We start from the raw sequence: 24,007 nt of genomic DNA, 5'->3' as shown, positions 1-24,007 counted from the left end.
CGGAATGAGCCGATGTCCCTAGAGCGGCGGATCATGGCGGTGCTCGGGCCGACCAATACCGGAAAGACGCACTATGCCATCGAGCGGATGCTCGGGTATCGCACGGGGGTCATCGGCCTGCCGCTGCGTCTCTTGGCGCGCGAGGTCTACGACCGGATCGTGGCCATTCGCGGGCCGTCTGTCGTGGCGCTTGTCACCGGTGAGGAACGGATCGTGCCGCCGCGCACGCAGTATTGGGTCTGCACGGTAGAGGCGATGCCCGAGGGGATGGGCACGGATTTCCTTGCCGTGGACGAGATTCAGCTTTGCGCCGATCCGGAGCGCGGGCATGTGTTTACCGACCGCCTACTCAGGGCACGGGGCACCCATGAGACGCTTTTCCTTGGCTCGGACACGATGCGGGGCGCGATTGCGGAATTGGTGCCGGAGGCCGAATTCATGCGGCGCGAGCGCATGTCGACGCTCAGCTATTCTGGCAGCCGCAAGATCAGCCGGATGCAGCCACGCTCGGCCATTGTCGGATTTTCGGTTGATAACGTCTATGCCATTGCCGAGTTGCTACGCCGTCAGAAGGGCGGTGCGGCGGTTGTTATGGGGGCGCTTTCTCCGCGCACGCGCAACGCTCAGGTGGAGCTCTATCAGAATGGTGATGTGGATTACCTCGTGGCGACGGATGCGATCGGCATGGGGCTCAACCTTGATATCGACCATGTGGCCTTTTCCTCGACGGTGAAATTCGATGGCCGCCGGATGCGGCCGCTGGCGCCCAACGAGCTCGCGCAGATCGCGGGCCGCGCGGGGCGGGGGATGAGCCACGGGACGTTTGGTGTTACCGGCGAAGCGCCGCCCTTGGACGATGCAGTGGCCGAGGCGATCATGGAGCATCGGTTCACACCGCAGAAAAAGCTCAATTGGCGCAATGCGCGGCTCGAATTCGGCTCGGTCGATGCGCTTTTGGCCTCGCTCGATATGGCGCCGAAGGATGAGCGCCTTGTGAAGGCGCGCGAAGCAGACGACCAGATGGCGCTCAACACCATGCGCGCCTCTGCCGAGGTCATGGCGCGGGCGAGTGATGGGGCGTCGGTGCGCCTTTTATGGGATGTGTGTCGGGTGCCGGATTTCCGTGGCATCAGCCATGCGGAACATGCGTCGCTTATTGAGGGGCTTTATGGCTATCTGCATGAGCGCGGGCAGGTGCCTGATGACTGGATGGCGCGGCAGGTCAAGCGGCTTGACCGGACAGAAGGCGACATTGACACGCTGTCTAAACGACTGGCGTATATTCGCACATGGACATATGTTGCGCAGCGAAAAGGCTGGGTCGATGACGAAAACCATTGGCGCGGGGAGACCCGCGCTGTAGAAGACCGCCTGTCGGATGCGTTGCACGAGCGTTTGACTCAGAGATTTGTGGACCGGCGCACATCCGTGCTCTTGCGCCGGCTCAAACAGAAGGAGGCCCTGTTGGCCGAAGTGAATGACAAGGGTGAGGTGACCGTCGAAGGCGAATTCGTCGGTCGGCTCGAAGGGTTCCGTTTCGTGGCGGACAAAGAGGCCTCCGGTCAGGAAGCCAAGACGCTCAAGCAGGCGAGCCTGCAGGCGCTGGCGCCGCAGTTCCATCTGCGCGCGGACCGGTTCTATAACGCGCCCGATACGGAAATCGATTTCACCGAACAGGGGGGTCTGATGTGGGGCGAGCAAGCCGTTGGTAAGCTCGTACCCGGAGATGATCCGCTCAAGCCGGGCATCAAGGTCTTCGTTGACGACGAAGCGGGGGCAGATGTCGCCCAGAAGGTCGCACGCCGCTTGCAGCATTTCATCGACCGCAAGATCGCCGCGCTGTTTGAGCCGCTTTTGAACCTGTCCAAGGATGAAGAGCTTACCGGTCTGGCGCGGGGCTTTGCGTTCCGTCTTGTCGAGACGCTTGGCGTTATTCCGCGCGGTGAGGTTGCGGGAGAGGTCAAGGAGCTTGATCAGGACGCGCGCGGATCGCTGCGCAAACATGGTGTTCGGTTCGGCCAGTTCACGATCTTCATGCCGCTTCTTCTGAAGCCTGCACCGACGCGCCTGCGTTTGGTCCTGTGGTCGCTGGCCCAAGGGCTTGATGAATTCCCCGAAGCGCCGCCGCCCGGCCTTGTGACTGTGCCGTCGGGCAAAGGTGTGCCGCAGGGCTATCACAGCATGGCTGGCTACCGCGCCGCCGGGGAACGCGCGATCCGCATTGATATGCTGGAGCGCCTTGCCGATATGCTGCGCGCGGAGGATAGCCGTGGGGGCTTTGAGGCTAAGGCCGATATGCTCTCGATCACTGGCATGACGCTCGAGCAGTTTGCAGATCTGATGCAGGGGCTTGGCTACAAGGCCGAGAAGGGCGAGCGCGAAAAGGTCAAGGCTGCACCGGAAGCACCGGCAGAGGCTGCGACCGAGAGCACCGAGACAGCCACCGATGCGCCCGTCGAAGACGCGGCAGCAGAGGACGCGGTTGCCGCGGACGCCGCGCCCGAAGCACCGGCAGCGGCAGAGGAGACGCCTGAGGCCACAGAAGGGCCGGAGATGGAGGTATTCTTTACCTTTACCTGGGCTGGAAACCGGCAGGGCAACCGGGGGCCGCGCCGTGGCGCAGACCGTGGCGCGCCGCAGGGCGACAAACCGCGCGGCAAGGGCGGCAAACCCAAGGGTAAGGGCGCACCGCGTCGTGATCAGGGGGCCAAGCAATATCAGGCCCGCCCGCCGAAAAAGGAAAAAGCCATTGATCCGGACAACCCCTTCGCTGCGGCGCTGATGGGGCTCAAGGACAAGGGATAAGAGATGACGGGGCCGGGATTTCCGGCCCCGCGTGGTTTCGTGATGTGAGTGATCCTTCTTCCAAGCAACGGCTCGACAAGTGGCTTTGGCATGCGCGGTTCTTCAAGACCCGCACGCTGGCGGCCAAGGTGGTCACGGGCGGTCATGTCAGGGTCAACGCGGCGAAGGCCGCCAAGGCGAGCCATTCGGTTGGTCCCGGCGACGTTCTGACCTTTGCGCAGGGACGGGCGATCCGGGTGGTGCGAATCGTTGCGATCGGCGAGCGCCGTGGACCGGCCCCCGAGGCGCAGGCGCTCTACGAGGATTTGAGCGAAGTCAAAGACAACGTTCCGCGCGCGCCTAGATATGAAGGACAAGGCCGTCCGACGAAGCGTGATCGGCGTAAACTCGACCTCAAACGTCGTGGTGAACTTGAATGATCCGGCGCACTGGATTAGCTAGGTGCCGGAAAAATGTAGATGAGACTCGACTATGACCTATGTCGTCACCGACAACTGCATCGCCTGCAAATATACCGATTGCGTCGAAGTATGCCCCGTGGACTGTTTCTATGAGGGCGAGAACACGCTGGTCATTCATCCCGATGAATGCATCGATTGCGGGGTGTGTGAGCCGGAATGCCCGGCCGATGCGATCCGCCCGGACACCGAGCCGGACATGGAAAAATGGGTCGAGTTCAACCGGAAATATTCCGAGATCTGGCCGGTGATCATCACCAAGAAAGATCCTCTCCCGGAGGCGGATGAGCGCGACGGAGAAGAGGGTAAGCTTGAGAAATACTTCTCGGAAGCGCCTGGCGAAGGCGGCTGAGACCCGATTCGAATCGCCCGACATGCGGGGCAGCGCCGAAAGGTTTCGGCGTCGTTTGGCGTGTGAAAAGGCGATAAAAACCGTGTGAAAGGGCCGAAAACGGCCCCGAGACCGCCCGTTTCAAGCTGCCCAGCTTGGAGATATGCGGTTTTTATGTTATAACTCTGTCACATAGACATACTGCCCACGAGCCATCCCGGGTCTGCCGAGGATGGTTTTTTGTCCCAAAGAGAAGCTGATGGCCGGGAAGGTCTTTCCCGGGCCTCCGTTTTTTTCGCGGGTGCAAGGGCCTGCGTCAGGAAGGACCCAGATGAGCAAGACCAGTAAGACCGAATTCCGCCCCAACGAATACGTCGTTTATCCCGCGCATGGCGTGGGTCAGATCGTGTCGATCGAGGAGCAGGAAGTCGCCGGCATGCAGCTTGAGCTGTTCGTGATTTCGTTCGAGAAGGACAAGATGACGCTCCGCGTGCCGACGCACAAGGCGACCGAGATCGGGATGCGCAGCCTCAGCTCGCCCGATGTTGTCGATCAGGCCATGACGACCCTTAAGGGCAAGGCCAAGGTGAAGCGGGCCATGTGGTCGCGCCGCGCCCAGGAATACGAACAAAAGATCAACTCGGGCGATCTTATCGCGATTGCCGAGGTGGTGCGCGACCTGCACCGCACCGACGATCAGCGCGAGCAGAGCTATTCTGAGCGTCAGCTCTATGAAGCCGCGCTTGAGCGTCTGACTCGTGAAGTCGCGGCCGTGGGTGGCGGTGACGAGGTGGCTGCCTCGAAGAAGGTTGATGACGTTCTGACATCGCGCGCAGCGGCAGCTTAAGCCACAGGCTAGTTGCAGAAATGAAGAACCGCGCTCCAATGGGGCGCGGTTTTTTCGTGCTCAGGCGGTCAGAGCGATCAGAAGGGCGATTTCCGTCATCTGCTGCGTCGCGCCAAGGATGTCGCCGGTCTGACCGGCGATCTTGGCCTTGGCGATGGCGGCACAGGTCAGCGCAGTGAGCCCGGCGAGAAGCGCAAGACCGATCCCGGAAAAGCCACAGAACAAGAGAGCGCCCAGCGCGGCGAGACCCGCAGCGAGGAGGGCGGTCTCTTGCGGGGCGCGGCCTTGTGCGTGGCTAAGGCCGGTGTCGCGTGCGTGCGGCAGGGCGGCCATAAGCGCGGGCATGGTGGCGCGGGAGAGCATGGCGACGGCGAGGAGCGGCCAGAGCCAGCCGCCGTGACCGAGGAGTAGGCCGACGGCGAGGATGCGTGCGCCGAGCGCGAGGACGAGGGCGAGGACGCCGTAGCTGCCGATATGGCTGTCCTTCATGATCTCAAGGCGGCGGACGCGTTCCCATCCCCCCCAAAGCCCATCGGCGCTATCGGCGAGGCCGTCCTCGTGCATGGCTCCGGTGAGGATCACCTGAAGCGCGACGAACACCACCCCGGCAAGCAGGGGTGCAACACCGAACCAGAGTAGAACGCCCGTCGGCAGCGCCGCGACGAGCGCCACCGCCAGCCCGGCAAGCGGATAGGCCCAAGCGGCACGCGCGCCACGTTCGAATGCGGCGTGCACCGGCAAGCGCGTCAGGAGCGCCAGCGCAGTGGCGATATCGGAGGGCATTGCGAGGCGGGTGTCGTCCTGCGTCATGTGTCGGTCTCTTTCCGGCCTTGCAGGCCCATCGACATCAGGTAAACAACGCACAACAACGAATTTCAACAGGAGCCACGCCATGCCCGCGCCTTTTTCAACGCTTGATGATTTCCGCAAATTGCTCGCCGAGGCACCGAAGGCGGATCAAGGCGTGTTGGACGCGGCAGCAGAGCGCAATGGCCAGTTGACCAAACCGCCGGGGGCGCTTGGGCGGCTTGAGGAGATGGCGATCTGGTACGCAGGATGGCGCGGGACGGCGCGGCCGGAGATCGCGGCGCCGCAGGTGATCGTTTTCGCAGGCAATCACGGGGTCACGGCGCAGGGCGTATCGGCCTTTCCGGCGGAAGTGACCGAGCAGATGGTGCTTAACTTTCAGCACGGCGGCGCAGCGATCAATCAGCTTTCGCGCGCGGCGGGGGCGAAGCTTTCGGTGCATGCGCTCGATTTGGACCGACCCACGGCGGATTTCACCCAAGGCCCGGCGATGAGCGAAGCAGAGGTCATCGCGGCGCTGGCCACGGGTTGGGATGCGGTAGCGGAGAACACCGACCTTCTTGTCGTTGGGGAAATGGGGATCGGCAACACCACAGCGGCGGCGGCTATCGCGGCGGCGCTTTTTGGTGGTGCGGCCGAGGATTGGGTTGGGCGCGGCACGGGCGTCGACGATGCGGGCCTTGCGACCAAGGCACGGGTTGTCGCCGAAGGGCTTGCCGTCAATCCTGCGCGCGAGGGGCTCGAGGTTCTGCGCTGTCTTGGCGGCCGGGAGTTGGCCGCGATGGCGGGGGCGATTGCCCGCGCGCGGAGCCTGTCGATCCCGGTTATCCTGGACGGGTTCATCTGTTGCGCGGCGGCGGCGGCACTTGAGGCGGCAGAGGGCGGCGCGCTTGATCATGCGCTGGCGGGCCATGTGAGCGCGGAGACCGGGCATGTGCGGCTTCTGGAGAAGCTTGGCAAGGCGCCGATGCTGTCGCTTGGCCTGCGCCTTGGGGAGGCGTCGGGCGGAGCCTTGGCGATCAATATCCTGAAATCGGCCATTGCCTGTCATTCCGGCATGGCGACCTTTGCCGAGGCGGGCGTCTCGGACGGGTAGCGCGCAAGGGCTTTCGAAAGCCCTTCTTCACGCGATTTCGAAGGCGCTTGTGCCTTCAGTCCTGCTCTTTGCGCTCGGATTCCAAGAGCGCGAGGAGCGACATCTCCAGCTCTTTCTCCAATTCCTTGGCGCGCGCGATATAGGCGCGGTTCTCGACCGTGGGGACCTTTGGGTCCCAGTGTTGGGCGAGTTCGCGGATCGTGTAGCGGTCGTGTTTGTAGAAGGCCTGTTCGGCCTGTGCGGCCTCGTATTCGCTCAGACCCACATTCTCGAGGACGTAGCGGCCTGCGCGAAGTGAGGAGTCGAACATCTCGCGCACGATATCGTTGGCCCCGGCGTTGAACAGCTCGAAGGTGTGATGACGGTCATGGGCGCGGGCGACGATATGCAGATCGGGTCGGTCGCGCCGCGCGAAGGCGACGAGCTTGGTTGCGGCTTTGGGGTCGTCGAGCGCGACGACGAGAACGCGCGCCTCAGCAAGCCCGGCGGCGTGCAGGAGTTCCGGGCGGGTCGGGTCGCCGAAGAAACCTTTGACGCCAAAGCGGCGCATCAGTTCGATGGTACGCATGTCATGGTCGAGCACTACGGTACGGAAGCCTGCGGAGCGCACGAGGCGATTGACGATCTGCCCGAAGCGTCCGATCCCGGCAATGATGACCGGACCTTGTTCGTCGACCTCGTCATCGGGATGGATCTCGGCGCTATCGCTCATGCGACGGGTCAGAAGGTCATAGGCGATGAAAAGAAGCGGCGTGATGAGCATCGAGAGAGCGACGACAAGCATCAACTCTTCGGCCAGTGCCGGTTCCAACACGTGTTGCTGCAGGGCGAAAGAGATCAGAACAAAGCCGAACTCCCCGGCCTGTGCGAGGCTCAGGGTAAAGAGCACCTGATCGCGGCCCCTGAGGCCAAAGACGCGCCCAAGGCCGAAGAGGATCACCGCCTTGGCAAAAATCAGGGCGAGGGTCAGCGATAGGATCGGAACGGGGTCAGAGAAGAAGCCGGCAAAATCGATCTGAGAGCCGACGGTGATGAAGAACAGACCAAGAAGGAGACCCTTGAACGGTTGAATGTCGCTCTCGAGTTCGTGGCGGAATTCGCTTGTGGCGAGGATCACGCCCGCAAGGAAGGTGCCGAGCGCAGGAGAGAGGCCGACCATGGTCATCAGAAGAGCGATGCCGATCACGATCAAGAGCGCAAAGGCGGTATACATCTCGCGCAGGTTGGCGGAATGGATAAAGCGGAAGACCGGGCGCACGAGGTAGCGCCCGGCGAGCACGACGGCGACGACGGCGCCGACGGTCACAAGCGTCACGCCCCAGCCGGGCAGACCTTCGACAAGGGAGAGTTCGGCGGCGTGCGCCTCGTCACCGCCGACGCTATGAATCGAGCCATCAGTGGCGATCTGCAGGATCGGCCCCGCCGCGAGAAGCGGAAGGATGGCAAGCATGGGAATGACCGCGATGTCCTGCGTCAGAAGGACGGCAAAGGCCGAGCGTCCACCGCCCGTCTTCATCAGGTTCTTCTCCGAGAGGGTCTGAATCACGATGGCGGTTGAGGACAGGGCAAAGATCATCCCAAGCGCGATCGAGGTCTTGACGGGCTGGTCCATCCAGATCGCCCCGGCGGTAATGGCGGTGCCGGTCAACAAGACTTGCAACCCGCCCAGACCGATCAATTTGTGGCGCATGGCCCAAAGGGCGCGGGGGTCAAGCTCGAGACCGATCAGGAAGAGCATCATCACCACGCCGAACTCGGCGAAGTGCAGCAAGTCTTCGGAGTGTTCCACAAGGCCGAGGATCGGGCCGATCAACACCCCGGCCAAGAGATAGCCGAGCACCGATCCCATGCCGAGCCGGGCCGAGATCGGCACGGCGATCACGGCGGTGCCGAGGAAGATCGTTGTCTGGAGTAGGAATCCGTCCATGGGGCGTTAGGTGTCCTTCAGGTGGGCAGGGGCGCGTCGCGCTTGCATTGATCCATGACGATCTGACTCTGGACGCGGGCGACAGCCGGATGCGGCAGAAGCACATCATGGATCAGGGTGTTGAGGGCGGAGAGGTCTTCGCAGAAGACGCGCAACAGGTAGTCGGCATCGCCTGTCAGGGTCCAGGCGCTGATGATCTCGGGGCGGGTCGAGATCATGGAGACAAAGCCTTGTCCGTGCTCAGGGCTATGCAATGCGAGGGTGACTTGTACGAAGGCCTGCACATCGAGCCCGACGCGCGCAGGGTCAAGGCGAGCGGTATAGGATTGGATATAGCCATCGCATTCGAGCCGTTGGCGGCGGCGTCCGGCCTGAGACGGGGAGAGGTTGAGAATATCGCCCAATTCCTGCGCCGTCAGGTGGGCGTTCTTCTGCAGGGCGGCCAGAAGCCGTTTGTCCATCTCGTCCAGCATTGCGAAAAATCCGCGTGATATTGGGGTTTCATGCGTAGAATACCTGAAAAATGTAACATGTGCACGTCAATATGCGCAAAAACTGTGGGCAAGGCGACGTATACTCGGCGGGAAGGCGCTGAACAGGTTAAGTAGAAAGCCGCGCGATCCACCCTTTCCCGACATGGGACGGGTGGTGCGCGGTTCTGGTGTTTGTCGATGCTGACCGGCGTTCCGCTCTTATCGAGATATGACGAACCCGCTCACGGGCGAGGGGGCGCCGCTGCGGTCTATGGGGATGGATCGTGGCGGCGTTTCAATAGGCGGGATCAGGTGCCGTAATAGAGGCCTGGCACGAGGCTTTCGGCCTTCTTCTGGATCAGTTCCGGAGGGCTTCCGGGAGCGAGCGGCGTGCCGTAATGCAGATCATAGCGCCCGCCCAGTTGATCCAGCATTTCGATCAGATACCGCAAAGACCCGACGGTGACGGCGAAGTTGTCGCTGCCACTTAGGCGCCACGCGAGATGGCGCAGGCGGTAGTAGTAGCGCGAGTTTCGCACGTCGATGCTGGCCGGGATGATCGGCACGTTGCAACTCTCGGAGACGCGTGTGGTGCCGGAGCGCCAGCGCGGTTCGATCAACCCGCTTCCGGCGCGGCGGGGCACGCGGCCAGAGCCGAAGATCAAAAGCGCGCCGCCATCGCGCAGATGGGCCTCCATGCCTGCGACCGTGGCGCGGGCAGACAGCGCCCGGTTGTGGCGGTTGACCCGGACAGAGACGATACGGTCGGCGCCAAGGAAGGTGCGGGCGTCATTGTTGGCCACGACCTTGAGATCTGGGCGGCGTTTGAGCAGCGTGCCGGCGTGGGCGATAAAATCGAAAGGGCCGGTCGGATGGGTCGAGGCGATCAGGGCCGGGCCGGTTTCGGGGATATGTTCGAGCCCATGCGGGTCAAGTGCGGTGCCACCTTTGAGCGCCAGAAGCGCATCGACGAGATCCACGTCGGTCGCCATGTCAAGTTCTTGCCAAAGCGCTTCGCATTCGCGCAACCCGAAGAAAGGCTTGCGAAAAAAGGCGCGGCTTGTGCCATCGACGAGATGGATCAGGCCTCGCATGAGCCGCAGTCGCAGGGTCGCATCCATTGGCAGGTGCAGCCGCTCGAGGAGGGTCTGGTCGAGGGGATGGTGCTTCTCTGGCTGCAAGGGAGACCTCTTGGCTTGGGCAGGCGGGGAACAGCCCTAGCCGCGGGGCAGTTTGAGAACGACGTTCTTGCCGGACTTGATGTAGCGCAGTTCAGTGTCACCGATGGCAGCGACCTTGCCGCCGTCAATGCGATCTCCGACCTTCACCTTTTTGAAGCGCCCGTTGGACAGGCGGACCAAAGCGCGGCGAGAATTCGATGTGCCATAGACCCCGATCAGGTTCACCTTGCGCAGGTTCATGGCATTCTGGATCGTGGCCTGCCGGGCGACAGAGGCGCTGCTTGGGATCGAGGGCGTGACGGTGGCGACGGCAGCGGTTGGCTCGACGCGCTCAGCCGGATCGGCGCGGGCGACGATCGCTTCGAAATTCTGCGGACGTGGTTTGGGGCGGAGCGAGGCAGTCACTGCGTATTGTGTCGCGGTGGTGTCCTCGGCTTCCTCTTCGGCCTTTTCGGTCTCCGGTCGCAGACGCGGGCGCATGTTCGACAGTTCCGCGAGGGTGCGGCCACCATTGGAAGCGCGTTCGTTTTGTTCGATCAGGTCTTCGGGGCGCAGGCGTGGGCGCAGCGTTGCAATCCGGGCGCGTTCGACGGGCGGCAGGGCTTCGCCCGGTGCGGCCTTGCGAACCGGATAGGCAGCGGGCAGGACCGGTGGCTTGCCAAGATAGACCAGGATGCCCTCCGGCGAGAGCGCGCCGTCCGGCGTGGCCTTGACCAATCCGCGTTCGTCCATGTCAAAATCGAGCCCGCGCGGCAGCGGTGACATCTGGCGCGGCAGGGGGCGGTCGGTGGCATAAGACTTCAGCGCCGGGAGCGCGACCGCATCCTTGGCAATCACCACGCGGTCGATCGAGGTCAGGTAGAGATCGTCGGTGCTTCCGGACTCAGGCGTTAGAGCCTGATCCGGGGCGCGTTGCCAGATTCCCGTAGCCGCATAGCGGGCCTCGGCTTCGTGCCCGTCCAGCGCGGTCGGGTGATCCGCGTCGGTCATCGCTTCGATCTCGGCACTGTCGGTGATCGTGTCGGGCGACACGGGCGGCAGCGCGGCGGTTTCGAGATTTTCGACCGGTTGGCTTTCGGGGGCGCTGTCGGCGATCTGTTGTGGCGGGTCGCGGCGGAAAAGCCCGGCCAGACCCTCGTCCATGAACAGCGACGCCCAAGCGGCGACCGCGGCGAGGAACACGAGCAGAACGACGGTAAGGGCAAGGCCAAGGTAACGCGGCTTGCCGCCGATTTCGGTGCTGCGCGCACCAAAGACCATCATGCGTTGGCGTTCGTTGGTGGCGGCAGCCTCGGCCGGAACGGCGGAACCCGCGGCGCGACGCGCTCTGCGGGCCTCGCGACGCCGGCTCAGGAAGGCGGTGGCCGCGACCACGGCGCCGGATGCATTCTCGGCCAGTCGACGGCCCCGGCCATCGGTGTCGTCGGTGGCCTCGGTCTGTTGAGGACGCAAGCCTGCTGCGACGCGGGCCGGATCGAAGCGCAGCGCCTGGCCGTCTTCACGGCTTGCGGTCAGGGTGTTTTCACGGCGCGGCGCGGTTTCGGCGCTCCGCTCTGCGCGCAAGGGGGCGGCGGTGCTACGACGACTGCCAAAAGACGGTGTGGGGGTGGCGTCAGGAAGGACTTCCGGTGCGGCGGGCAGGTCTGTGGCGTCTTCCGCCTCTTGCGGTGTCGCTTTCGTCTCAAGGGCGGGAGCAGGTGCCTCTGGCGCGGCAGCGAGCGGCAATTCCGGCTCGGCCTCGGGTTTGGGGGCGGCGGGCGCGGTGGCAAGGCCCGGGGCCGGCGCAGATTCAGGCGCGGCGACGGGCTCTGGTTCGGGTTTGGGTTCGGGCAGGGGGCCGGACGAGATCACGTGGATTGGCAATTCGTCGGGTTTGGCGGTGTCTTTCTTCAGGAGTTTCGGCGCGATCTCGGTCTGTCCGAAGAACGGCTCACCCGAGAAGGTTCCGGCGGGTGGGATGGCAACGAAACAAACCGGGTTGAAGGCGTGTTCGACGGCAAAAGCCTCGGCCTCGACAAGGGTCTCGCGCGCGACGGCGGCGACATGGGTTTCGGGCCCTGCCGCTGTCAGGTCAAAAGCCAGTTCGTCGATACCATACGGTGTCGTCGCCTCAAGCTCGGCAGAGACCGCCGCAATGCGCGCCTCGCGGTCGATTTTGCCGGTGGAAAGCGAGAGGTATTTGATCTGTTCGTTGGGAAGGACAAGCTTGGTTCGGAACGCCTTGCCGCCGATGGATTCGGCCGTATCCCGCAGGGCCTCGAGATCGGCCCCGAGGGTTTCCGAGGTCAGGGCGGCTTCGCCCATAAGGTGCCACCCGCCCTCGATGCGGTAAAGAAGGCTAATCCCTTCAAAGGAAAGGGAAAGGGCAAATTCCGGTTTCATATGGCGGCTCTAGCACCCACGTCATGGCTTGTGGAGTCTCAGCTCCGTGCGCAGGATTTTATAGCAGGGATTCGCCGAAGGGAAGGAAAACAGGCACCCCCGTAGGTTTTGACACACCCCGGCCAAAAGCGCAGTGTCGCCGGGACAGACAAAAGGAGATGTCGATATGCGTTTGTTGGTAATGGTTTTTTGGGTTTTGGGCCTCACGAGCGCCGCACAGGCAGACCCGCGCACGATCAGTGTGACAGGCGAGGGTGTGGTCACGGCAGTGCCGGATATGGCAGTTCTGACGCTTGAGGTCAGCGAGGAGGCGGCGACGGCGACAGAGGCGCTCGATACGGTGGCGAAACGTGCGCAGGCGGTATTTGAGCGGCTTGAGGCCTTCGAGATCGCGTCGCGGGACATGCAGACCAGCGCTTTGTCGCTCAATCCGCTTTGGAGCCGGGACCGGGCGCCGAACGAGGCACCGGAAATTCGCGGTTACCGGGCCGAGACCCGGGTGACGGTGCGGTTGCGCGATCTTGGGATGATGCGCGGGATTTTTGACAAGGTGGTCGCGGATGGCGCCAATGGCTTTGGTGGGTTGCAATTCGCGGTGCAGGATACGGCCCCGCTCCACGAGGCGGCGCGACGCGCGGCAGTGGCCGATGCCAAAGCACGGGCGGCGCTTTATGCGGAAGCGGCGGGCGTCACGCTCGGTCCGGTGCTAAGCCTATCGGAGACCGGTGCCGCGACGCCACGCCCGATGATGATGGCGCGGGCCGAGATGGTCTCGGACGGTGGCATGCCCGTCGCTGCCGGGGAGATGGAAACCCGTGCGCTGGTGTCGATGGTGTTCGCGATCGAAGGCGGGGAGGAGTAGGGGCACGCCCCCTTCTGACGCTGTGCCGGGGGCAAGTCTCCCCGGAGTTCGCGACAATAGGAAAAGAGAAAGGCCGCGCTGTCTTGAGCGCGGCCTTTCCTGTCTTGTGGGGCTATTAGGCGTGGGCCTTGGCCAGCGCCTGTTCGAGATCGGCGATCAGGTCGTCCGCGTCCTCGATGCCGATGGAGATCCGCACCACATTCGCGCTCGCGCCTGCGGCGTCCTGCTGCTCGGGGGTGAGCTGACGGTGGGTGGTCGAAGCAGAGTGGATCACCAGGCTGCGGGTGTCGCCGAGGTTGGCGACGTGGCTGAACAGCTCGAGGCTATCGACGAACTTGACGCAGGCGTCATAGCCGCCTTTGAGCGCCACGGTGAAGAGACCGCCGCTCCCTTTGGGACAGATGCGTTTGGCGCGCTCGTGATAAGGCGACGAAGGCAGGCCCGCATAGGTCACACCGTCGACATGCGGGTTGGTTTCGAGCCATGCCGCGACTTTCTCGGCGTTCTGCGTATGCTTGTCCATGCGTAGCGAGAGAGTCTCGATACCCATCAGCGTATAGTGCGCTGCCTGCGGGTTCAGGGTCATGCCGAGGTCACGCAGACCGATGGCGATGCCGTGGAAGGTAAAGGCGAGGGGGCCGAAGGTCTCGTGGAACTTGAGGCCGTGGTAGGCGGGTTCGGGTTCGGAGAGCGACGGGAACTTGTCCGAGGCGGACCAGTCGAACTCGCCACTGTCGACGACGACACCGCCGGTCACGGAGCCGTTGCCGGTCAGGTACTTGGTCATGGAGTGGACGACCAGCGTTGCGCCATGTTCGATCGGACGGCAGAGGTAAGGGGTGGCAGAGGTGTTGTCGACGATAAGCGGCAGGCCGGCCTTGTCGGCGACGGCGGCCACGGCGTCGAGGTCGGTCACCACGCCACCGGGGTTGGCGACGGATTCGCAGAATACCGCACGGGTGTCGTCATCAATGGCGGCCTCAATGGCGGCGGTGTCGTCGAAATCGACGAATTTCGCCGACCAGCCGAAGCGTTTGATGGTCTGGCTGAACTGGGTGATGGAGCCACCGTAGAGACGGGTCGAGACCACGACATTGCGACCCGGCGCCATGAGCGGGAACAGGGCCATGATCTGGGCTGCGTGACCGGAGGAACAGCAGACCGCGCCCACACCGCCCTCAAGCGTCGCGACACGTTCCTGAAGAACGGCGACGGTCGGGTTGGTCAGGCGCGAATAGATATAGCCCACTTCCTGAAGGTTAAAGAGCGCGGCGGCGTGTTCAGCGTCGCGGAAGACATAGGCCGTGGTCTGATAGATCGGCGTGTTGCGGGCACCGGTCGCGGGATCGGGGCGGGCGCCGGCGTGGATCTGAAGTGTATCAAAGCCGAATGCGGGGGCGTCAGACATGGGGTTTCCTCCTGCAAAATATGTCGCCGCAATCATTAGGCAGAGTCATAGCGCGGTGCAACGGCGCTTTGGCGATCAGGGAAAATGGTTTGGTTTCAGGAAGAAAGACGGAACGAGCGTTTAGCGCATCCAGAAGCCGTTGCGCTTGATCTTGTTGCGGATCGCCTGTTCCTTGCGGGGCAGGTTGTCGCGATCAAAGAGCGCGCGGACCTTCTGGCCGCGGCCTTGGTAGATCATGCGCTTCATCGGGTCATATTCCTTGAGCACTTTCTTGATCTTATTGGGGGCGGCAACGTCTTCGAGGGTCTTGATCACGGCATCAGATTCGCGCGCATAGGCGAGCGGCAGGATGCGGTAATGGCAGGTCACATCCCCGTCGAGATAGCCCTCGGGCAATGCATCGCGGCCGCCGCCGAAGGAATGGATCACAAGCGGCAGGGCGACTTGGTCAAGCCATGGGTCCAGCGGCTGGCAGATCAATTCGGGCGGTGCGTTCCAGTGGATTTCGTTGGCGTAGTCGAGGAAGCGTTCGCCAAAGAGCTTGGGGCATTTGTAGTAGAAGAACCCGGCATTGAAATAGAGATAGCGCCGCCAGTATTCGTCAGGCCAGGAGAGGTCGAGCGAGGTTTCGAAATCGAGGCCGAACTTGTCGTAGAGCGATTTCCAGATTTGCGTGTAGCCGGGGCCGTAGAGTTCAATGGTGGGCCACGTGCCTTCGACCTTGCGCGAGGCACAGGGGCGGTCGAAATCGAAGGGGACGGACATCAGATCGCCCGTGACAAGCGTGTCGGTGTCGAAGAATACGAACGGCTCACCCTCGGGTAGGGCGAGAAGCGCCTCGATCTTGTTGCCATAGGGGTAGGCGCCGCCGAAATGCGTGCTCTCGCAGGGGATGATCTCGGCGCCGAGTTCCTCTAGGGCGCTGCGCACCGGCTCAGAGTGGATGCGCGGATCGCTATCCCAGCTTGGCCCTGGCTGGGGTTCGGCGACGAAGAGGCGTCCTGAGAAATCCGGCGAATTGGCGCGCAGGGAGGCGGCGAAGAGAACCGCTTCGTATTGCAGGCGGCCCGATTGACCGACGATGACGATATTGAAGTCTGGCCGCTTCGACGCTTTTCTTGCCATTTTGACTGCTGCCCTGCACGATACTCATATGCCGCAACTATAACGGCGAAATCCATGTGTTCCACCCGGGATTGCGGGGACGACCTGTTGCGGTGCTGCAAAATCGAAGGGAGGGAGCGAATGTCAAACTATCTAAGGGCCGGATTGCTCGCAGTGGTTGCCGGGGTGGCAGGGATGGCGTTGGCCGATGAGAACTATGCCAAGGAAGACCAAAGTCCGACGGGGAAGTTTCTGACTGCGACGGAGGTGCGACCGATCCTCGAGGCGACCCGTGCGAACTGGATCGCGGTACGAGAGTATAACGGGCTCGACCTGCTCTACTTCACACATCTCTTGTCGTGGCGCTGTGGATTGCACGAGGTGCGGTTCGCGTTGAACGGCGGCGAAAGCATGGTGTTTGACTTGCCGCCTTGTGATGCGGAAGGGCCGTCACCTGCGGCCATTCCCGAAGACGCAGTCATCTACCTCAACTATCCGCTTGGGTCGATCGAGACGGTCGAGGTCGAACTGCTTTACGACGATCTTGGCACGGCTGAGGCCGTCTTCGAGCGCAAGGCGGTGCTCATCCCCTGATGGCGTCAGGCCGGATCCGGGGGTGTTGCGGCGGCGGTGATCCCGGCGGCGCAGAAACGCACCAGTTCATCAAGGTGGCTTGTCATGTCCTGTGGGGCGTCGCTTAGGGCGCGGACGCGCCAGCGGGACGTGGCAAGGGCCAGCATGGCCGAGACCGAATAGACAAAACCGGCGGCGATATCATCGCGTCGTGCATTCGGAAAGAGCGAGGCGATGGCGTCGATAAAGCGGCGCGCGGTGGGGTCGAAACAGCGCTCGGTCAGGTCTTTCCATTGCGGATCGGCCGAGACAATAGCCACCAGTCGGGCATAGGCGCGCCATTGCGGTTCGGCGGCTTCGGCTTTTTCGAGATAGGGGCCAAAGAAAGCTGTCAGCACCCCTTCGAGTGTCGGGGCGCCTGCGTGGTTATGGGCCGCCAGCGCGCTTAGGCGGGCGATGGAAAGCTCATCGGCCCGGCGCGCGACGATCCGTGCAAAAAGCTCTTCCTTGGTGCCGCCATGATGGTTCACCAGACTTGTCTGTACCCCGGCTTCTTTGCCGATATCACGGATGGAGGTGCCGTCGAATCCCCGTGCCGCAAAAAGCCGTTCGGCGGCGTTCAGAATCGCCGCGCGGGTTTCGAGGGCACGTTTGGACGGCGCTCTTTGCCGTTGTTTTTCCTGAGGAATCTTCATCTTCATAAAAACATCTTGCCTTATATTGAACGAGTGTTCAATCTAATATCATTAACACAACAATAGCACAGGGGAGGGTGCATGTTGGAAACGCGCGAGAAATTCGCCCTGATCGGGGCGGGGCCGATGGGGCTTGCAGCGGCCAAGGTTCTCAAGGAGCAGGGCGTCGGGTTCGATGGGTTCGAACTGCATTCGGATGTCGGCGGATTGTGGGATATCGACGCCCCGCGTTCGACCATGTACGAAAGCGCCCACCTGATTTCCTCAAAGCACATGACGGAGTTCGAAGACTTCCCGATGGATGAGGATGTGGCCGAATATCCGAGCCACCATGATCTCAAAGGCTACTTCCGCCGTTTTGCAGATCACTTCGGACTGAGGGAGCATTACCATTTCAATGCTGAGGTGACATCGCTTGCCCCGCTTGGAGGCAGTGGCGAAGGCTGGCGTGTGACCTGGCGTGATGGCGAGGGCGAGCATGAGGCGGTCTATGCCGGGGTGATGATCGCAAATGGCACCTTGTCCGAGCCCAACATGCCGCGTTTTGAAGGCACGTTCGACGGCGAGTTGATCCATGCCTGCGACTATCGCTATCCGTCGCAATTCGATGGCAAGCGCGTGCTTGTCGTGGGGGCGGGGAATTCGGGCTGTGATATCGCGGTGGACGCGATCCACCACGCCAAGCGCACCGATCTTTCCATGCGGCGTGGCTATTATTTTGTGCCGAAATACGTCTTTGGCAAGCCGGCCGATACGCTTGGCGGGGCGATCAACCTGCCGATGTGGCTTAAGCGGAAGGTGGATGGCTTTCTGCTCAAATGGTTCGTGGGGCGGCCCGAGAAATACGGTTTTCCCAAGCCAGACTACAAGCTCTACGAAAGTCATCCGGTGGTGAATTCACTCGTCCTCTATCATGCCGGGCATGGCGATCTGCGGGTGCAGCCCAATATCGCGCGGCTTGAGGGTAAGACGGTCCATTTCACCGATGGCACGCAGGAAGACTATGACATGATCCTCGCGGCAACGGGCTACAAGCTGCATTACCCGTTCATCGAGGATTCACTGCTGAACTGGCAAGGCGATGCGCCGCATCTTTACCTCAACGCGATGCATCCCGAGCGCGACGATCTCTTTGTGCTTGGTATGATCGAGGCGACGGGCCTCGGCTGGCAGGGACGGCATGAACAGGCCGAGATGGTGGCGCGGTATGTGGCCGGTCTGCGCGATGGCACGGCGGCGGCGAAAGAGCTTAAGGCAGAGAAAGCCAAGGGCTATGACAGGGCGACGGGCGGAATGGACTACCTCGATTTGGCCCGAATGGCGTATTACGTGGATAAGGCGACCTATCGCGGCGCCGTCACGAAATGGATCAAACGCCTTCAGAAAGGAGCGCGCGCATGACCCCTGTTGATGACGTGATGCTGAATTTCAGCCCCGGATCCCTGCAACTTCTGAACGGGATCCTTGCCGTGGTGATGTTTTCAATCGCCATTGATCTCAAGCCCGAAGATTTCAAACGGTTGGCCCATGCCCCCAAACCGCTGATCGCGGGGCTGTTCTCGCAATTCGTGGTCTTGCCGGTGCTGACATTCGGGCTTGTCCTGTTGACCAATCCGCAGCCCTCGATCGCGCTTGGCCTGATCCTCGTGGCGGCCTGTCCGGGCGGCAATATCTCGAATTTCATCACCCATCGGGCGGGCGGCAACGCGGCGCTTTCGGTGTCGATGACAGCCTTTGCAACGGTGGGAGCGATCTTTCTCACGCCGTTCAACATCGCCTTTTGGGGCAGCCTATATGAACCGACACGCGAGATCTTGCGCGCCACATCGGTCGATCCGATCTCTGTTGCTATCACGGTGGGATTCATGCTCGTGCTGCCGTTGATCCTTGGTATCTGGCTCAACATGGCGCGTCCGAATATCACCGCGCGCTTGCGCACGCCGCTGCAATGGGTGTCGATGGGGATCTTCATCGCCTTTGTCGTGCTCGCATTGGCGGCGAACTGGAACTACTTCCTGCTTTATGCCGGTCTCGTGGCGGGGCTTGTCTTGCTGCACAATGCGCTGGCGCTTTCAGGGGGCTTTGTCACAGCGACGCTTGCGGGGCTGTCGCCTTTCAACCGCCGCGCAGTCACCATCGAGACAGGGATTCAGAACTCGGGCCTCGGCCTTGTGTTGATCTTTGGGTTTTTCCACGGGCTTGGCGGCATGGCGGTTGTCGCGGCGTTTTGGGGTATCTGGCATATCTTGTCGGGTATGGGGCTTGCCTACATGCTCTCGAGGCGCGAGGCGGCCCAATGAGCAAGATTCTGATTACCGGGGCTGCCGGTTTGGTCGGGCAGGCCTTCCTGCGCGAGTTGGACGGCACGGATCACGAGGTGATCGCGACGGGGCTTTTTGCGCCGGAGCATATGCCCGAGAATGCGCGGTTTGTGCCGCTTGACGTGACCAAAGAGGATGCCGCGCGGGTCTTGGCCGAAGAACGGCCAGAGGTCGTTGTGCATCTGGCGTCGATCGTCACGCCTCCCAAGGGGGCGGATCGGGCCTTTGCCTATGCCGTCGATGTCGAGGGGACCGAGAAGGTTCTCGCGGCGGCGATCGCCGCGGGGACGCGACGCTTTGTCGTGACCTCGTCGGGTGCGGCCTATGGCTATCATGCGGACAACCCGGTGCCGCTGCGCGAGGGGGACCCGTTGCGCGGCAACGAGGCCTTTGCCTATAGTCATCACAAGCGTCTTGTGGAGGAGATCCTTGAACGCGCGCGGCAAGAAGCGCCACAGCTCGAACAGGTGGTGCTGCGCGTCGGGACGGTTCTCGGGCAGGGGACAGAAAACCAGATCACGGCGCTTTTCAAAAAGCCGCGCCTCCTTGCGCTCAAGGGGAGCGAAAGCCCGTTTGTGTTTATCTGGACGCGCGACCTTGCGCGGATTCTCTTTCGTGCAGCGACCAGCGGACCAGCCGGGATCTTTAACGTCGCAGGGGACGGTGCGATGGGGATGTCCGATTTGGCCCGTGCGCTCGACAAGCCGGTGGTGCGCCTGCCTGCGGGGCTTCTGAAGGCGGCGCTCGCCGTGGCGAAGCCTTTGGGGCTGAGCCGCTATGGGCCGGAACAGGTTCGGTTCCTGCAATATCGCCCGGTGCTCGCCAATGATGCGCTGAAGCGCGAGTTCGGCTATGTGCCAGAGAAGACCAGCGCTGAAGTATTTGAGCACTGGCGCCAGAGTGTGCAGCCATGAAAACGGCGGTGATTTCTGGGGGCGCAGGCGGGCTTGGCCGGGCGCTTTCGGCGGCGTTGCGGTCGACAGGGTGGCGTGTGGTTCTTGTGGATCGGGATATTTCCGGGCTTCAGGCGAGCGCGATGCAGATGCCTGTGGCCTGCGACCTGACAGATGGGGCGGCGCGGGCGGCAGTGTTTGACCAGATCATCGCCGAAAGCCCGTCCATCGACCTTGTGATCTACAATGCCGGGATCACGCAGATCGGCGCCTTTGCCGATCTCGACGAGGCGGCGCTGCGGAAGGTGTTTGAGATCAACCTTTTTGCCGCGACGGCCATGGCGGCGGCGTTTCTACAGCCGTTGCGCAAGAGCAAGGGCACGCATCTGGCGATTTCCTCGGTGGCGGGGTTCTCGCCGCTCTATCACCGCACGGCCTATGCGGCGTCGAAACACGCGCTTGAGGGGTTCTTCTCGTCCTTGCGTTCGGAGGAGGCGGCGCATGGGGTGCAGACGCTTATCGCGGCACCATCTTTCATTGCGACCAATCCGGGTCAGGCCGAGCGACAGGAGGATGGCACGGCGCGGCCCGGATCGGCAGGCGACGGGATCGATGCGATGACACCGGAGGAGGCGGCCACGGTGATCCTGCGCGGTGTGGCGCGGCGACAGCCGTTTATTCCAGTGGGGCGCGTGGCAAGGGTCAGCCATATGCTGCACCGCCTGAGCCCACGCCTTTTTCAGTATGTGATGCAGAAGAATATTCGCGGGGCCTAAGGCTTGGATTTCGGCAGCACGGGGGCGGATTTGTCGAGCGCAAGCTCTGCGTCTGAGAAGCGCCACGGGCCGCGCACGCCGGGGATGCCCTCGGGCGCGATCTCTAGGCCGCGTGCTTTTATCTGAGGATCTTCAAAGGCTTCTCCGATGGCGTTGATCGGACCCGCGGGGACGGTTGCGGCCTCGAGCGCGGCGAGGAGGTCGGTCTTGGTCCAGCGGGCCATCGCGGTTTCGAGCGCGGCGGTCAGGGCGTCACGGTTTTCGACGCGGAGCTGATTGGAGGCAAAGCGCCTATCCTCGGCCAGATCGCCTGCCCCAAGCACGCCGCAGAGGCGCTGAAACTGGCCGTCATTGCCGACGGCGATGATGATATGGCCATCACTTACCGGCAGTACCTGATAGGGTGCGATATTGGGATGAGCGTTGCCCTTGCGCATCGGGCTTTGGCCGGTTGCGAGGTAGTTCATCGACTGGTTGGCGAGCATGGCCGTGGCGCAGTCGAGGAGGGACATGTCGATATGCTGGCCCTTGCCGGTGCGATGGCGTTGTTCGACGGCCGCGAGGATGCCGATGGTGCCGTAGAGGCCGGTGACGATATCCGTCACCGCGACACCGACCTTTTGCGGTTGGCCGTCCGGTTCGCCGGTGATCGACATCAGGCCGGACATGCCTTGGATGAGGAAGTCATAGCCTGCGCGCGCGGCATAGGGGCCGTCCTGTCCGAAGCCTGTGATGGAGCAATAGATCAGGCGGGGATTAAGGGCGGCGAGGCTCGCATAATCAAGGCCATATTTCGCCAGTCCCCCGAGTTTGAAATTCTCGATCAGGATATCTGCGTCGGCCACAAGGGCGCGCACGCGGGCCTGTCCCTCATCGGTACGGAAATCCAGAACCTCGCAGTCCTTGCCGCGGTTCGCAGCATAGTAATAGGCCGCGGTCACATCGCCATCGCGCTCGATAAAGGGCGGTCCCCATTTGCGGGTGTCGTCGCCATCGGGGCTTTCGACCTTGATCACCTCGGCGCCGAGATCGGCGAGGGATTGGCCGATCCACGGACCCGCGAGAATACGGGCGAGTTCGACGACTTTCAGACCTTCGAGCGGTTTCATGGGCTTCCTTCAGAGATAGGGGGGCGTGCAGGCAGAGACGACCACGGCCTCGGCCTCGGAGGTGTTGCGAAAGCGGTGCGGCTGGCGGCTGTCGAAGAGATAGGCCTCGCCGGGGCCGAGCACGCGGGTTTGGCTGCCGACGGTGACTTCGATCTCGCCAGAGATAACAAGGCCGCCCTCGCTCGCCTCGTGCTCAAGCAACGTCTCTCCGGTATCGGCACCGGGGGCATAGGTTTCGTGCAGGATTTGCAGGCCCCGTTTCTTTGCGTCTCCGACCTGACGCAATTGGAGCCGCCCGGTCGCGTCGGCATAGAGCGCGGAAGTAAGATCCGAGAACTCGGCGGGGGCGAAGAAAACCTGATCCTCGGGGGCTTCCTCGGGCTCAAAGAACTCGGCCATGGAGATACCAAGCCCGCCGAGGATTTTGCGCAGCGACGAGACAGAGGGGCTCGAGCGGTTGGTTTCGATCATCGAGACCTGTCCGTGCGGCACGTCGGAGGCTTCCGCGAGCTGTCGCTGCGAAAACCCGGCTGCGTTGCGCAGCGTTCTCAAACGTGACCCTACGTCGAACTCTTCACTCATGGCCGTTTCCGCTCTAGGTTCCTCCTCGGTTCTAGGGGGATTGTGCGCCTTGCGCAACTTTTTGTTCGACTTGCTCAAAAAAATGAGCAATAGAGGAGCGAACCTGCGGAGCCGACCTGATGGAAACGCAACCGACCGTATCAAGAATGGGGCGCATATGACCGATCATCTCAAGCCGCAAAGCCGGCCCGACCTTTCGTCTTTCACCTGGGAGGACCCGTTTCTTCTTGAGGATCAGCTCGAGGAAGATGAGCGCATGGTGCGCGATGCGGCGCGGGCTTATGCGCAGGACAAGCTGTTTCCGCGGGTGACGGATGCGTTCGAGAACGAAAAGACCGACCCGGAGATTTTCCGCGAGATGGGCGAGATGGGCCTTCTTGGGACCACGATCCCCGAGGAATATGGCGGGATCGGCGCGGGCTACGTGACCTATGGCCTTGTGGCGCGCGAAGTGGAGCGCGTGGATTCGGGCTATCGCTCGATGATGTCGGTGCAGTCCTCCCTCGTCATGTATCCGATCTATGCCTATGGCACCAAGGAACAGCGCGAGAAATACCTGCCGAAGCTTGCTTCGGGCGAATACATCGGCTGTTTCGGCCTGACCGAGCCGGATGCGGGCTCTGATCCGGGCAGCATGAAGACCGTCGCGAAGAAGACCGAGGGCGGCTATGTCCTGAACGGCTCGAAGATGTGGATTTCCAACGCGCCGATCGCGGATGTGTTCGTCGTCTGGGCCAAGTCCGAGGCGCATGGCGGCAAGATCAAGGGCTTTGTCCTCGAGAAGGGCATGACCGGCCTTTCGGCGCCGAAGATCGAGAACAAGATGTCCCTGCGGGCCTCGATCACCGGCGAGATTGTGATGAACAATGTCGAAGTGTCGGAAGATGCGCTTCTGCCCAATGTCGAGGGGCTCAAGGGGCCGTTCGGTTGTCTCAACCGGGCGCGCTATGGCATTGCCTGGGGCGCAATGGGCGCGGCGGAGTTCTGCTGGCACGGGGCGCGGCAATACGGGCTTGACCGCAAGCAGTTCGGCAAGCCGCTTGCGCAGACGCAGTTGTTCCAACTGAAGCTCGCCAATATGCAAACGGAGATCGCGCTCGGCCTGCAATCCTGCCTGCGGGTGGGGCGTCTGATGGACGAGGCGAAGGCCGCGCCGGAGATGGTCTCGATCATCAAGCGCAACAATTGCGGCAAGGCGCTCGACGTGGCGCGCATGGCGCGCGACATGCATGGCGGCAACGGGATCAGCCTCGATTTCCACGTGATCCGTCACATGGTCAATCTCGAGACGGTGAACACCTATGAAGGCACGCATGACGTCCACGCCCTGATCCTTGGCCGCGCGCAGACCGGGCTACAGGCATTCGTATAAGACTC

Annotated in this window: 22 protein-coding genes; 12 read left to right on the top strand and 10 right to left on the bottom strand. The window is 62.5% G+C overall.

All coding sequences use genetic code 11. The features are described from left to right. Positions 1–12 precede the first annotated feature (12 nt). The 4 genes from MK745_RS05015 (at position 13) to MK745_RS05000 (ending at position 4,441) form a co-directional block, all read left to right on the top strand. Positions 13–2,805, top strand: a complete 2,793-nt coding sequence (locus MK745_RS05015; protein WP_243612178.1) for a helicase-related protein — start codon at positions 13–15, stop codon at positions 2,803–2,805. 44 nt (positions 2,806–2,849) lie between these two features. Continuing rightward, positions 2,850–3,224, top strand: coding sequence for an RNA-binding S4 domain-containing protein (locus MK745_RS05010; RefSeq protein WP_243612177.1), 375 nt, complete (start codon positions 2,850–2,852; stop codon positions 3,222–3,224). A gap of 52 nt (positions 3,225–3,276) precedes the next feature. Beyond that, positions 3,277–3,615: a ferredoxin FdxA gene (fdxA, locus tag MK745_RS05005; RefSeq protein WP_243612176.1), complete on the top strand. Its 339-nt coding sequence runs from the start codon at positions 3,277–3,279 to the stop codon at positions 3,613–3,615. A gap of 310 nt (positions 3,616–3,925) precedes the next feature. Further along, a complete protein-coding gene (locus tag MK745_RS05000) occupies positions 3,926–4,441 on the top strand; it encodes a CarD family transcriptional regulator (protein WP_243612175.1) in 516 nt (171 codons plus the stop codon). 60 nt (positions 4,442–4,501) lie between these two features. Here the strand turns inward: MK745_RS05000 and MK745_RS04995 are convergent, their stop codons facing one another. Next, entirely contained in the window at positions 4,502–5,251 is a 750-nt protein-coding gene (locus tag MK745_RS04995) for an adenosylcobinamide-GDP ribazoletransferase (protein WP_243612174.1), read from the bottom strand. Positions 5,252–5,333: 82 nt separating this feature from the next. Here MK745_RS04995 and cobT point away from each other — a divergent pair, with 82 nt between their 5' ends. Then, positions 5,334–6,344 carry a nicotinate-nucleotide--dimethylbenzimidazole phosphoribosyltransferase gene (cobT, locus tag MK745_RS04990; protein WP_243612173.1) on the top strand — a complete coding sequence of 337 codons (1,011 nt, stop codon included), beginning with the start codon at positions 5,334–5,336 and terminating at the stop codon, positions 6,342–6,344. Between the two features lie 55 nt (positions 6,345–6,399). Here the strand turns inward: cobT and MK745_RS04985 are convergent, their stop codons facing one another. From MK745_RS04985 to MK745_RS04970, 4 genes are all read right to left on the bottom strand, one after another. Then, entirely contained in the window at positions 6,400–8,271 is a 1,872-nt protein-coding gene (locus MK745_RS04985) for a monovalent cation:proton antiporter-2 (CPA2) family protein (protein ID WP_243612172.1), read from the bottom strand. A 17-nt stretch (positions 8,272–8,288) separates the two neighbouring features. After that, positions 8,289–8,744, bottom strand: coding sequence for an Lrp/AsnC family transcriptional regulator (locus MK745_RS04980; RefSeq protein WP_243612171.1), 456 nt, complete (start codon positions 8,742–8,744; stop codon positions 8,289–8,291). Between the two features lie 308 nt (positions 8,745–9,052). Next, on the bottom strand, positions 9,053–9,925 hold the full coding sequence (locus MK745_RS04975; RefSeq protein WP_243612170.1) for a 1-acyl-sn-glycerol-3-phosphate acyltransferase: 873 nt from the start codon (positions 9,923–9,925) through the stop codon (positions 9,053–9,055). A gap of 36 nt (positions 9,926–9,961) precedes the next feature. Next, positions 9,962–12,307, bottom strand: coding sequence for a hypothetical protein (locus tag MK745_RS04970; RefSeq protein WP_243612169.1), 2,346 nt, complete (start codon positions 12,305–12,307; stop codon positions 9,962–9,964). A gap of 166 nt (positions 12,308–12,473) precedes the next feature. Here MK745_RS04970 and MK745_RS04965 point away from each other — a divergent pair, with 166 nt between their 5' ends. Continuing rightward, a complete protein-coding gene (locus MK745_RS04965; RefSeq protein WP_243612168.1) occupies positions 12,474–13,169 on the top strand; it encodes an SIMPL domain-containing protein in 696 nt (231 codons plus the stop codon). Positions 13,170–13,284: 115 nt separating this feature from the next. Here MK745_RS04965 and MK745_RS04960 read toward each other — a convergent pair whose 3' ends face one another. Continuing rightward, positions 13,285–14,577 carry an O-acetylhomoserine aminocarboxypropyltransferase/cysteine synthase family protein gene (locus MK745_RS04960; protein ID WP_243612167.1) on the bottom strand — a complete coding sequence of 431 codons (1,293 nt, stop codon included), beginning with the start codon at positions 14,575–14,577 and terminating at the stop codon, positions 13,285–13,287. Positions 14,578–14,697: 120 nt separating this feature from the next. After that, positions 14,698–15,702 (bottom strand): hypothetical protein, encoded by a 1,005-nt coding sequence (locus MK745_RS04955; RefSeq protein WP_243612166.1) that lies wholly within the window; start codon positions 15,700–15,702, stop codon positions 14,698–14,700. Between the two features lie 120 nt (positions 15,703–15,822). Between MK745_RS04955 and MK745_RS04950 the strand changes: the two genes are divergently transcribed. Then, positions 15,823–16,275, top strand: a complete 453-nt coding sequence (locus tag MK745_RS04950; RefSeq protein ID WP_243612165.1) for a hypothetical protein — start codon at positions 15,823–15,825, stop codon at positions 16,273–16,275. Positions 16,276–16,280: 5 nt separating this feature from the next. Here the strand turns inward: MK745_RS04950 and MK745_RS04945 are convergent, their stop codons facing one another. Next, on the bottom strand, positions 16,281–16,955 hold the full coding sequence (locus MK745_RS04945; protein ID WP_243612164.1) for a TetR/AcrR family transcriptional regulator: 675 nt from the start codon (positions 16,953–16,955) through the stop codon (positions 16,281–16,283). Between the two features lie 75 nt (positions 16,956–17,030). Between MK745_RS04945 and MK745_RS04940 the strand changes: the two genes are divergently transcribed. From MK745_RS04940 to MK745_RS04925, 4 genes are read left to right on the top strand one after another with little or no spacing between them, the layout of a single operon-like run. Beyond that, entirely contained in the window at positions 17,031–18,350 is a 1,320-nt protein-coding gene (locus MK745_RS04940) for a flavin-containing monooxygenase (RefSeq protein WP_243612163.1), read from the top strand. Continuing rightward, positions 18,347–19,249: a bile acid:sodium symporter family protein gene (locus tag MK745_RS04935; RefSeq protein ID WP_243612162.1), complete on the top strand. Its 903-nt coding sequence runs from the start codon at positions 18,347–18,349 to the stop codon at positions 19,247–19,249. The genes MK745_RS04940 and MK745_RS04935 overlap by 4 nt, the downstream gene beginning before the upstream one ends. Next, positions 19,246–20,184, top strand: coding sequence for an SDR family oxidoreductase (locus MK745_RS04930; RefSeq protein WP_243612161.1), 939 nt, complete (start codon positions 19,246–19,248; stop codon positions 20,182–20,184). The genes MK745_RS04935 and MK745_RS04930 overlap by 4 nt, the downstream gene beginning before the upstream one ends. Next, positions 20,181–20,939: an SDR family NAD(P)-dependent oxidoreductase gene (locus tag MK745_RS04925; protein WP_243612160.1), complete on the top strand. Its 759-nt coding sequence runs from the start codon at positions 20,181–20,183 to the stop codon at positions 20,937–20,939. Before MK745_RS04930 ends, MK745_RS04925 begins: the two co-directional genes overlap by 4 nt. Here the strand turns inward: MK745_RS04925 and MK745_RS04920 are convergent. Further along, positions 20,936–22,048: a CaiB/BaiF CoA transferase family protein gene (locus tag MK745_RS04920; RefSeq protein WP_243612159.1), complete on the bottom strand. Its 1,113-nt coding sequence runs from the start codon at positions 22,046–22,048 to the stop codon at positions 20,936–20,938. The genes MK745_RS04925 and MK745_RS04920 overlap by 4 nt on opposite strands. Positions 22,049–22,057: 9 nt before the next feature. After that, positions 22,058–22,630 (bottom strand): cupin domain-containing protein, encoded by a 573-nt coding sequence (locus tag MK745_RS04915; protein WP_243612158.1) that lies wholly within the window; start codon positions 22,628–22,630, stop codon positions 22,058–22,060. Positions 22,631–22,787: 157 nt separating this feature from the next. Here MK745_RS04915 and MK745_RS04910 point away from each other — a divergent pair, with 157 nt between their 5' ends. After that, positions 22,788–24,002: an acyl-CoA dehydrogenase gene (locus MK745_RS04910; RefSeq protein ID WP_243612157.1), complete on the top strand. Its 1,215-nt coding sequence runs from the start codon at positions 22,788–22,790 to the stop codon at positions 24,000–24,002. The last annotated feature ends 5 nt before the right edge of the window (positions 24,003–24,007 follow it).

The sequence above is a fragment of the Shimia aestuarii genome (assembly GCF_022814865.1).
GTDB classification, from domain to species: Bacteria; Pseudomonadota; Alphaproteobacteria; order Rhodobacterales; family Rhodobacteraceae; genus Shimia; species Shimia aestuarii_A.
Note: the sequence above shows the minus strand (reverse complement) of the source record. Positions and strands in the feature narration are given on the sequence as shown.

Excerpts from the sequence above, each read along its gene's own strand:
- MK745_RS05015 (WP_243612178.1), top strand. The coding sequence starts at position 13 with ATGTCCCTAGAGCGGCGGATCATGGCGGTGCTCGGGCCGACCAATACC.
- fdxA (WP_243612176.1), top strand. The coding sequence starts at position 3,277 with ATGACCTATGTCGTCACCGACAACTGCATCGCCTGCAAATATACCGAT.
- MK745_RS05000 (WP_243612175.1), top strand. The coding sequence starts at position 3,926 with ATGAGCAAGACCAGTAAGACCGAATTCCGCCCCAACGAATACGTCGTT.
- MK745_RS04995 (WP_243612174.1), bottom strand. The coding sequence starts at position 5,251 with ATGACGCAGGACGACACCCGCCTCGCAATGCCCTCCGATATCGCCACT.
- cobT (WP_243612173.1), top strand. The coding sequence starts at position 5,334 with ATGCCCGCGCCTTTTTCAACGCTTGATGATTTCCGCAAATTGCTCGCC.
- MK745_RS04985 (WP_243612172.1), bottom strand. The coding sequence starts at position 8,271 with ATGGACGGATTCCTACTCCAGACAACGATCTTCCTCGGCACCGCCGTG.
- MK745_RS04980 (WP_243612171.1), bottom strand. The coding sequence starts at position 8,744 with ATGCTGGACGAGATGGACAAACGGCTTCTGGCCGCCCTGCAGAAGAAC.
- MK745_RS04970 (WP_243612169.1), bottom strand. The coding sequence starts at position 12,307 with ATGAAACCGGAATTTGCCCTTTCCCTTTCCTTTGAAGGGATTAGCCTT.
- MK745_RS04965 (WP_243612168.1), top strand. The coding sequence starts at position 12,474 with ATGCGTTTGTTGGTAATGGTTTTTTGGGTTTTGGGCCTCACGAGCGCC.
- MK745_RS04960 (WP_243612167.1), bottom strand. The coding sequence starts at position 14,577 with ATGTCTGACGCCCCCGCATTCGGCTTTGATACACTTCAGATCCACGCC.
- MK745_RS04955 (WP_243612166.1), bottom strand. The coding sequence starts at position 15,702 with ATGGCAAGAAAAGCGTCGAAGCGGCCAGACTTCAATATCGTCATCGTC.
- MK745_RS04950 (WP_243612165.1), top strand. The coding sequence starts at position 15,823 with ATGTCAAACTATCTAAGGGCCGGATTGCTCGCAGTGGTTGCCGGGGTG.
- MK745_RS04945 (WP_243612164.1), bottom strand. The coding sequence starts at position 16,955 with ATGAAGATGAAGATTCCTCAGGAAAAACAACGGCAAAGAGCGCCGTCC.
- MK745_RS04940 (WP_243612163.1), top strand. The coding sequence starts at position 17,031 with ATGTTGGAAACGCGCGAGAAATTCGCCCTGATCGGGGCGGGGCCGATG.
- MK745_RS04935 (WP_243612162.1), top strand. The coding sequence starts at position 18,347 with ATGACCCCTGTTGATGACGTGATGCTGAATTTCAGCCCCGGATCCCTG.
- MK745_RS04930 (WP_243612161.1), top strand. The coding sequence starts at position 19,246 with ATGAGCAAGATTCTGATTACCGGGGCTGCCGGTTTGGTCGGGCAGGCC.
- MK745_RS04925 (WP_243612160.1), top strand. The coding sequence starts at position 20,181 with ATGAAAACGGCGGTGATTTCTGGGGGCGCAGGCGGGCTTGGCCGGGCG.
- MK745_RS04920 (WP_243612159.1), bottom strand. The coding sequence starts at position 22,048 with ATGAAACCGCTCGAAGGTCTGAAAGTCGTCGAACTCGCCCGTATTCTC.
- MK745_RS04915 (WP_243612158.1), bottom strand. The coding sequence starts at position 22,630 with ATGAGTGAAGAGTTCGACGTAGGGTCACGTTTGAGAACGCTGCGCAAC.
- MK745_RS04910 (WP_243612157.1), top strand. The coding sequence starts at position 22,788 with ATGACCGATCATCTCAAGCCGCAAAGCCGGCCCGACCTTTCGTCTTTC.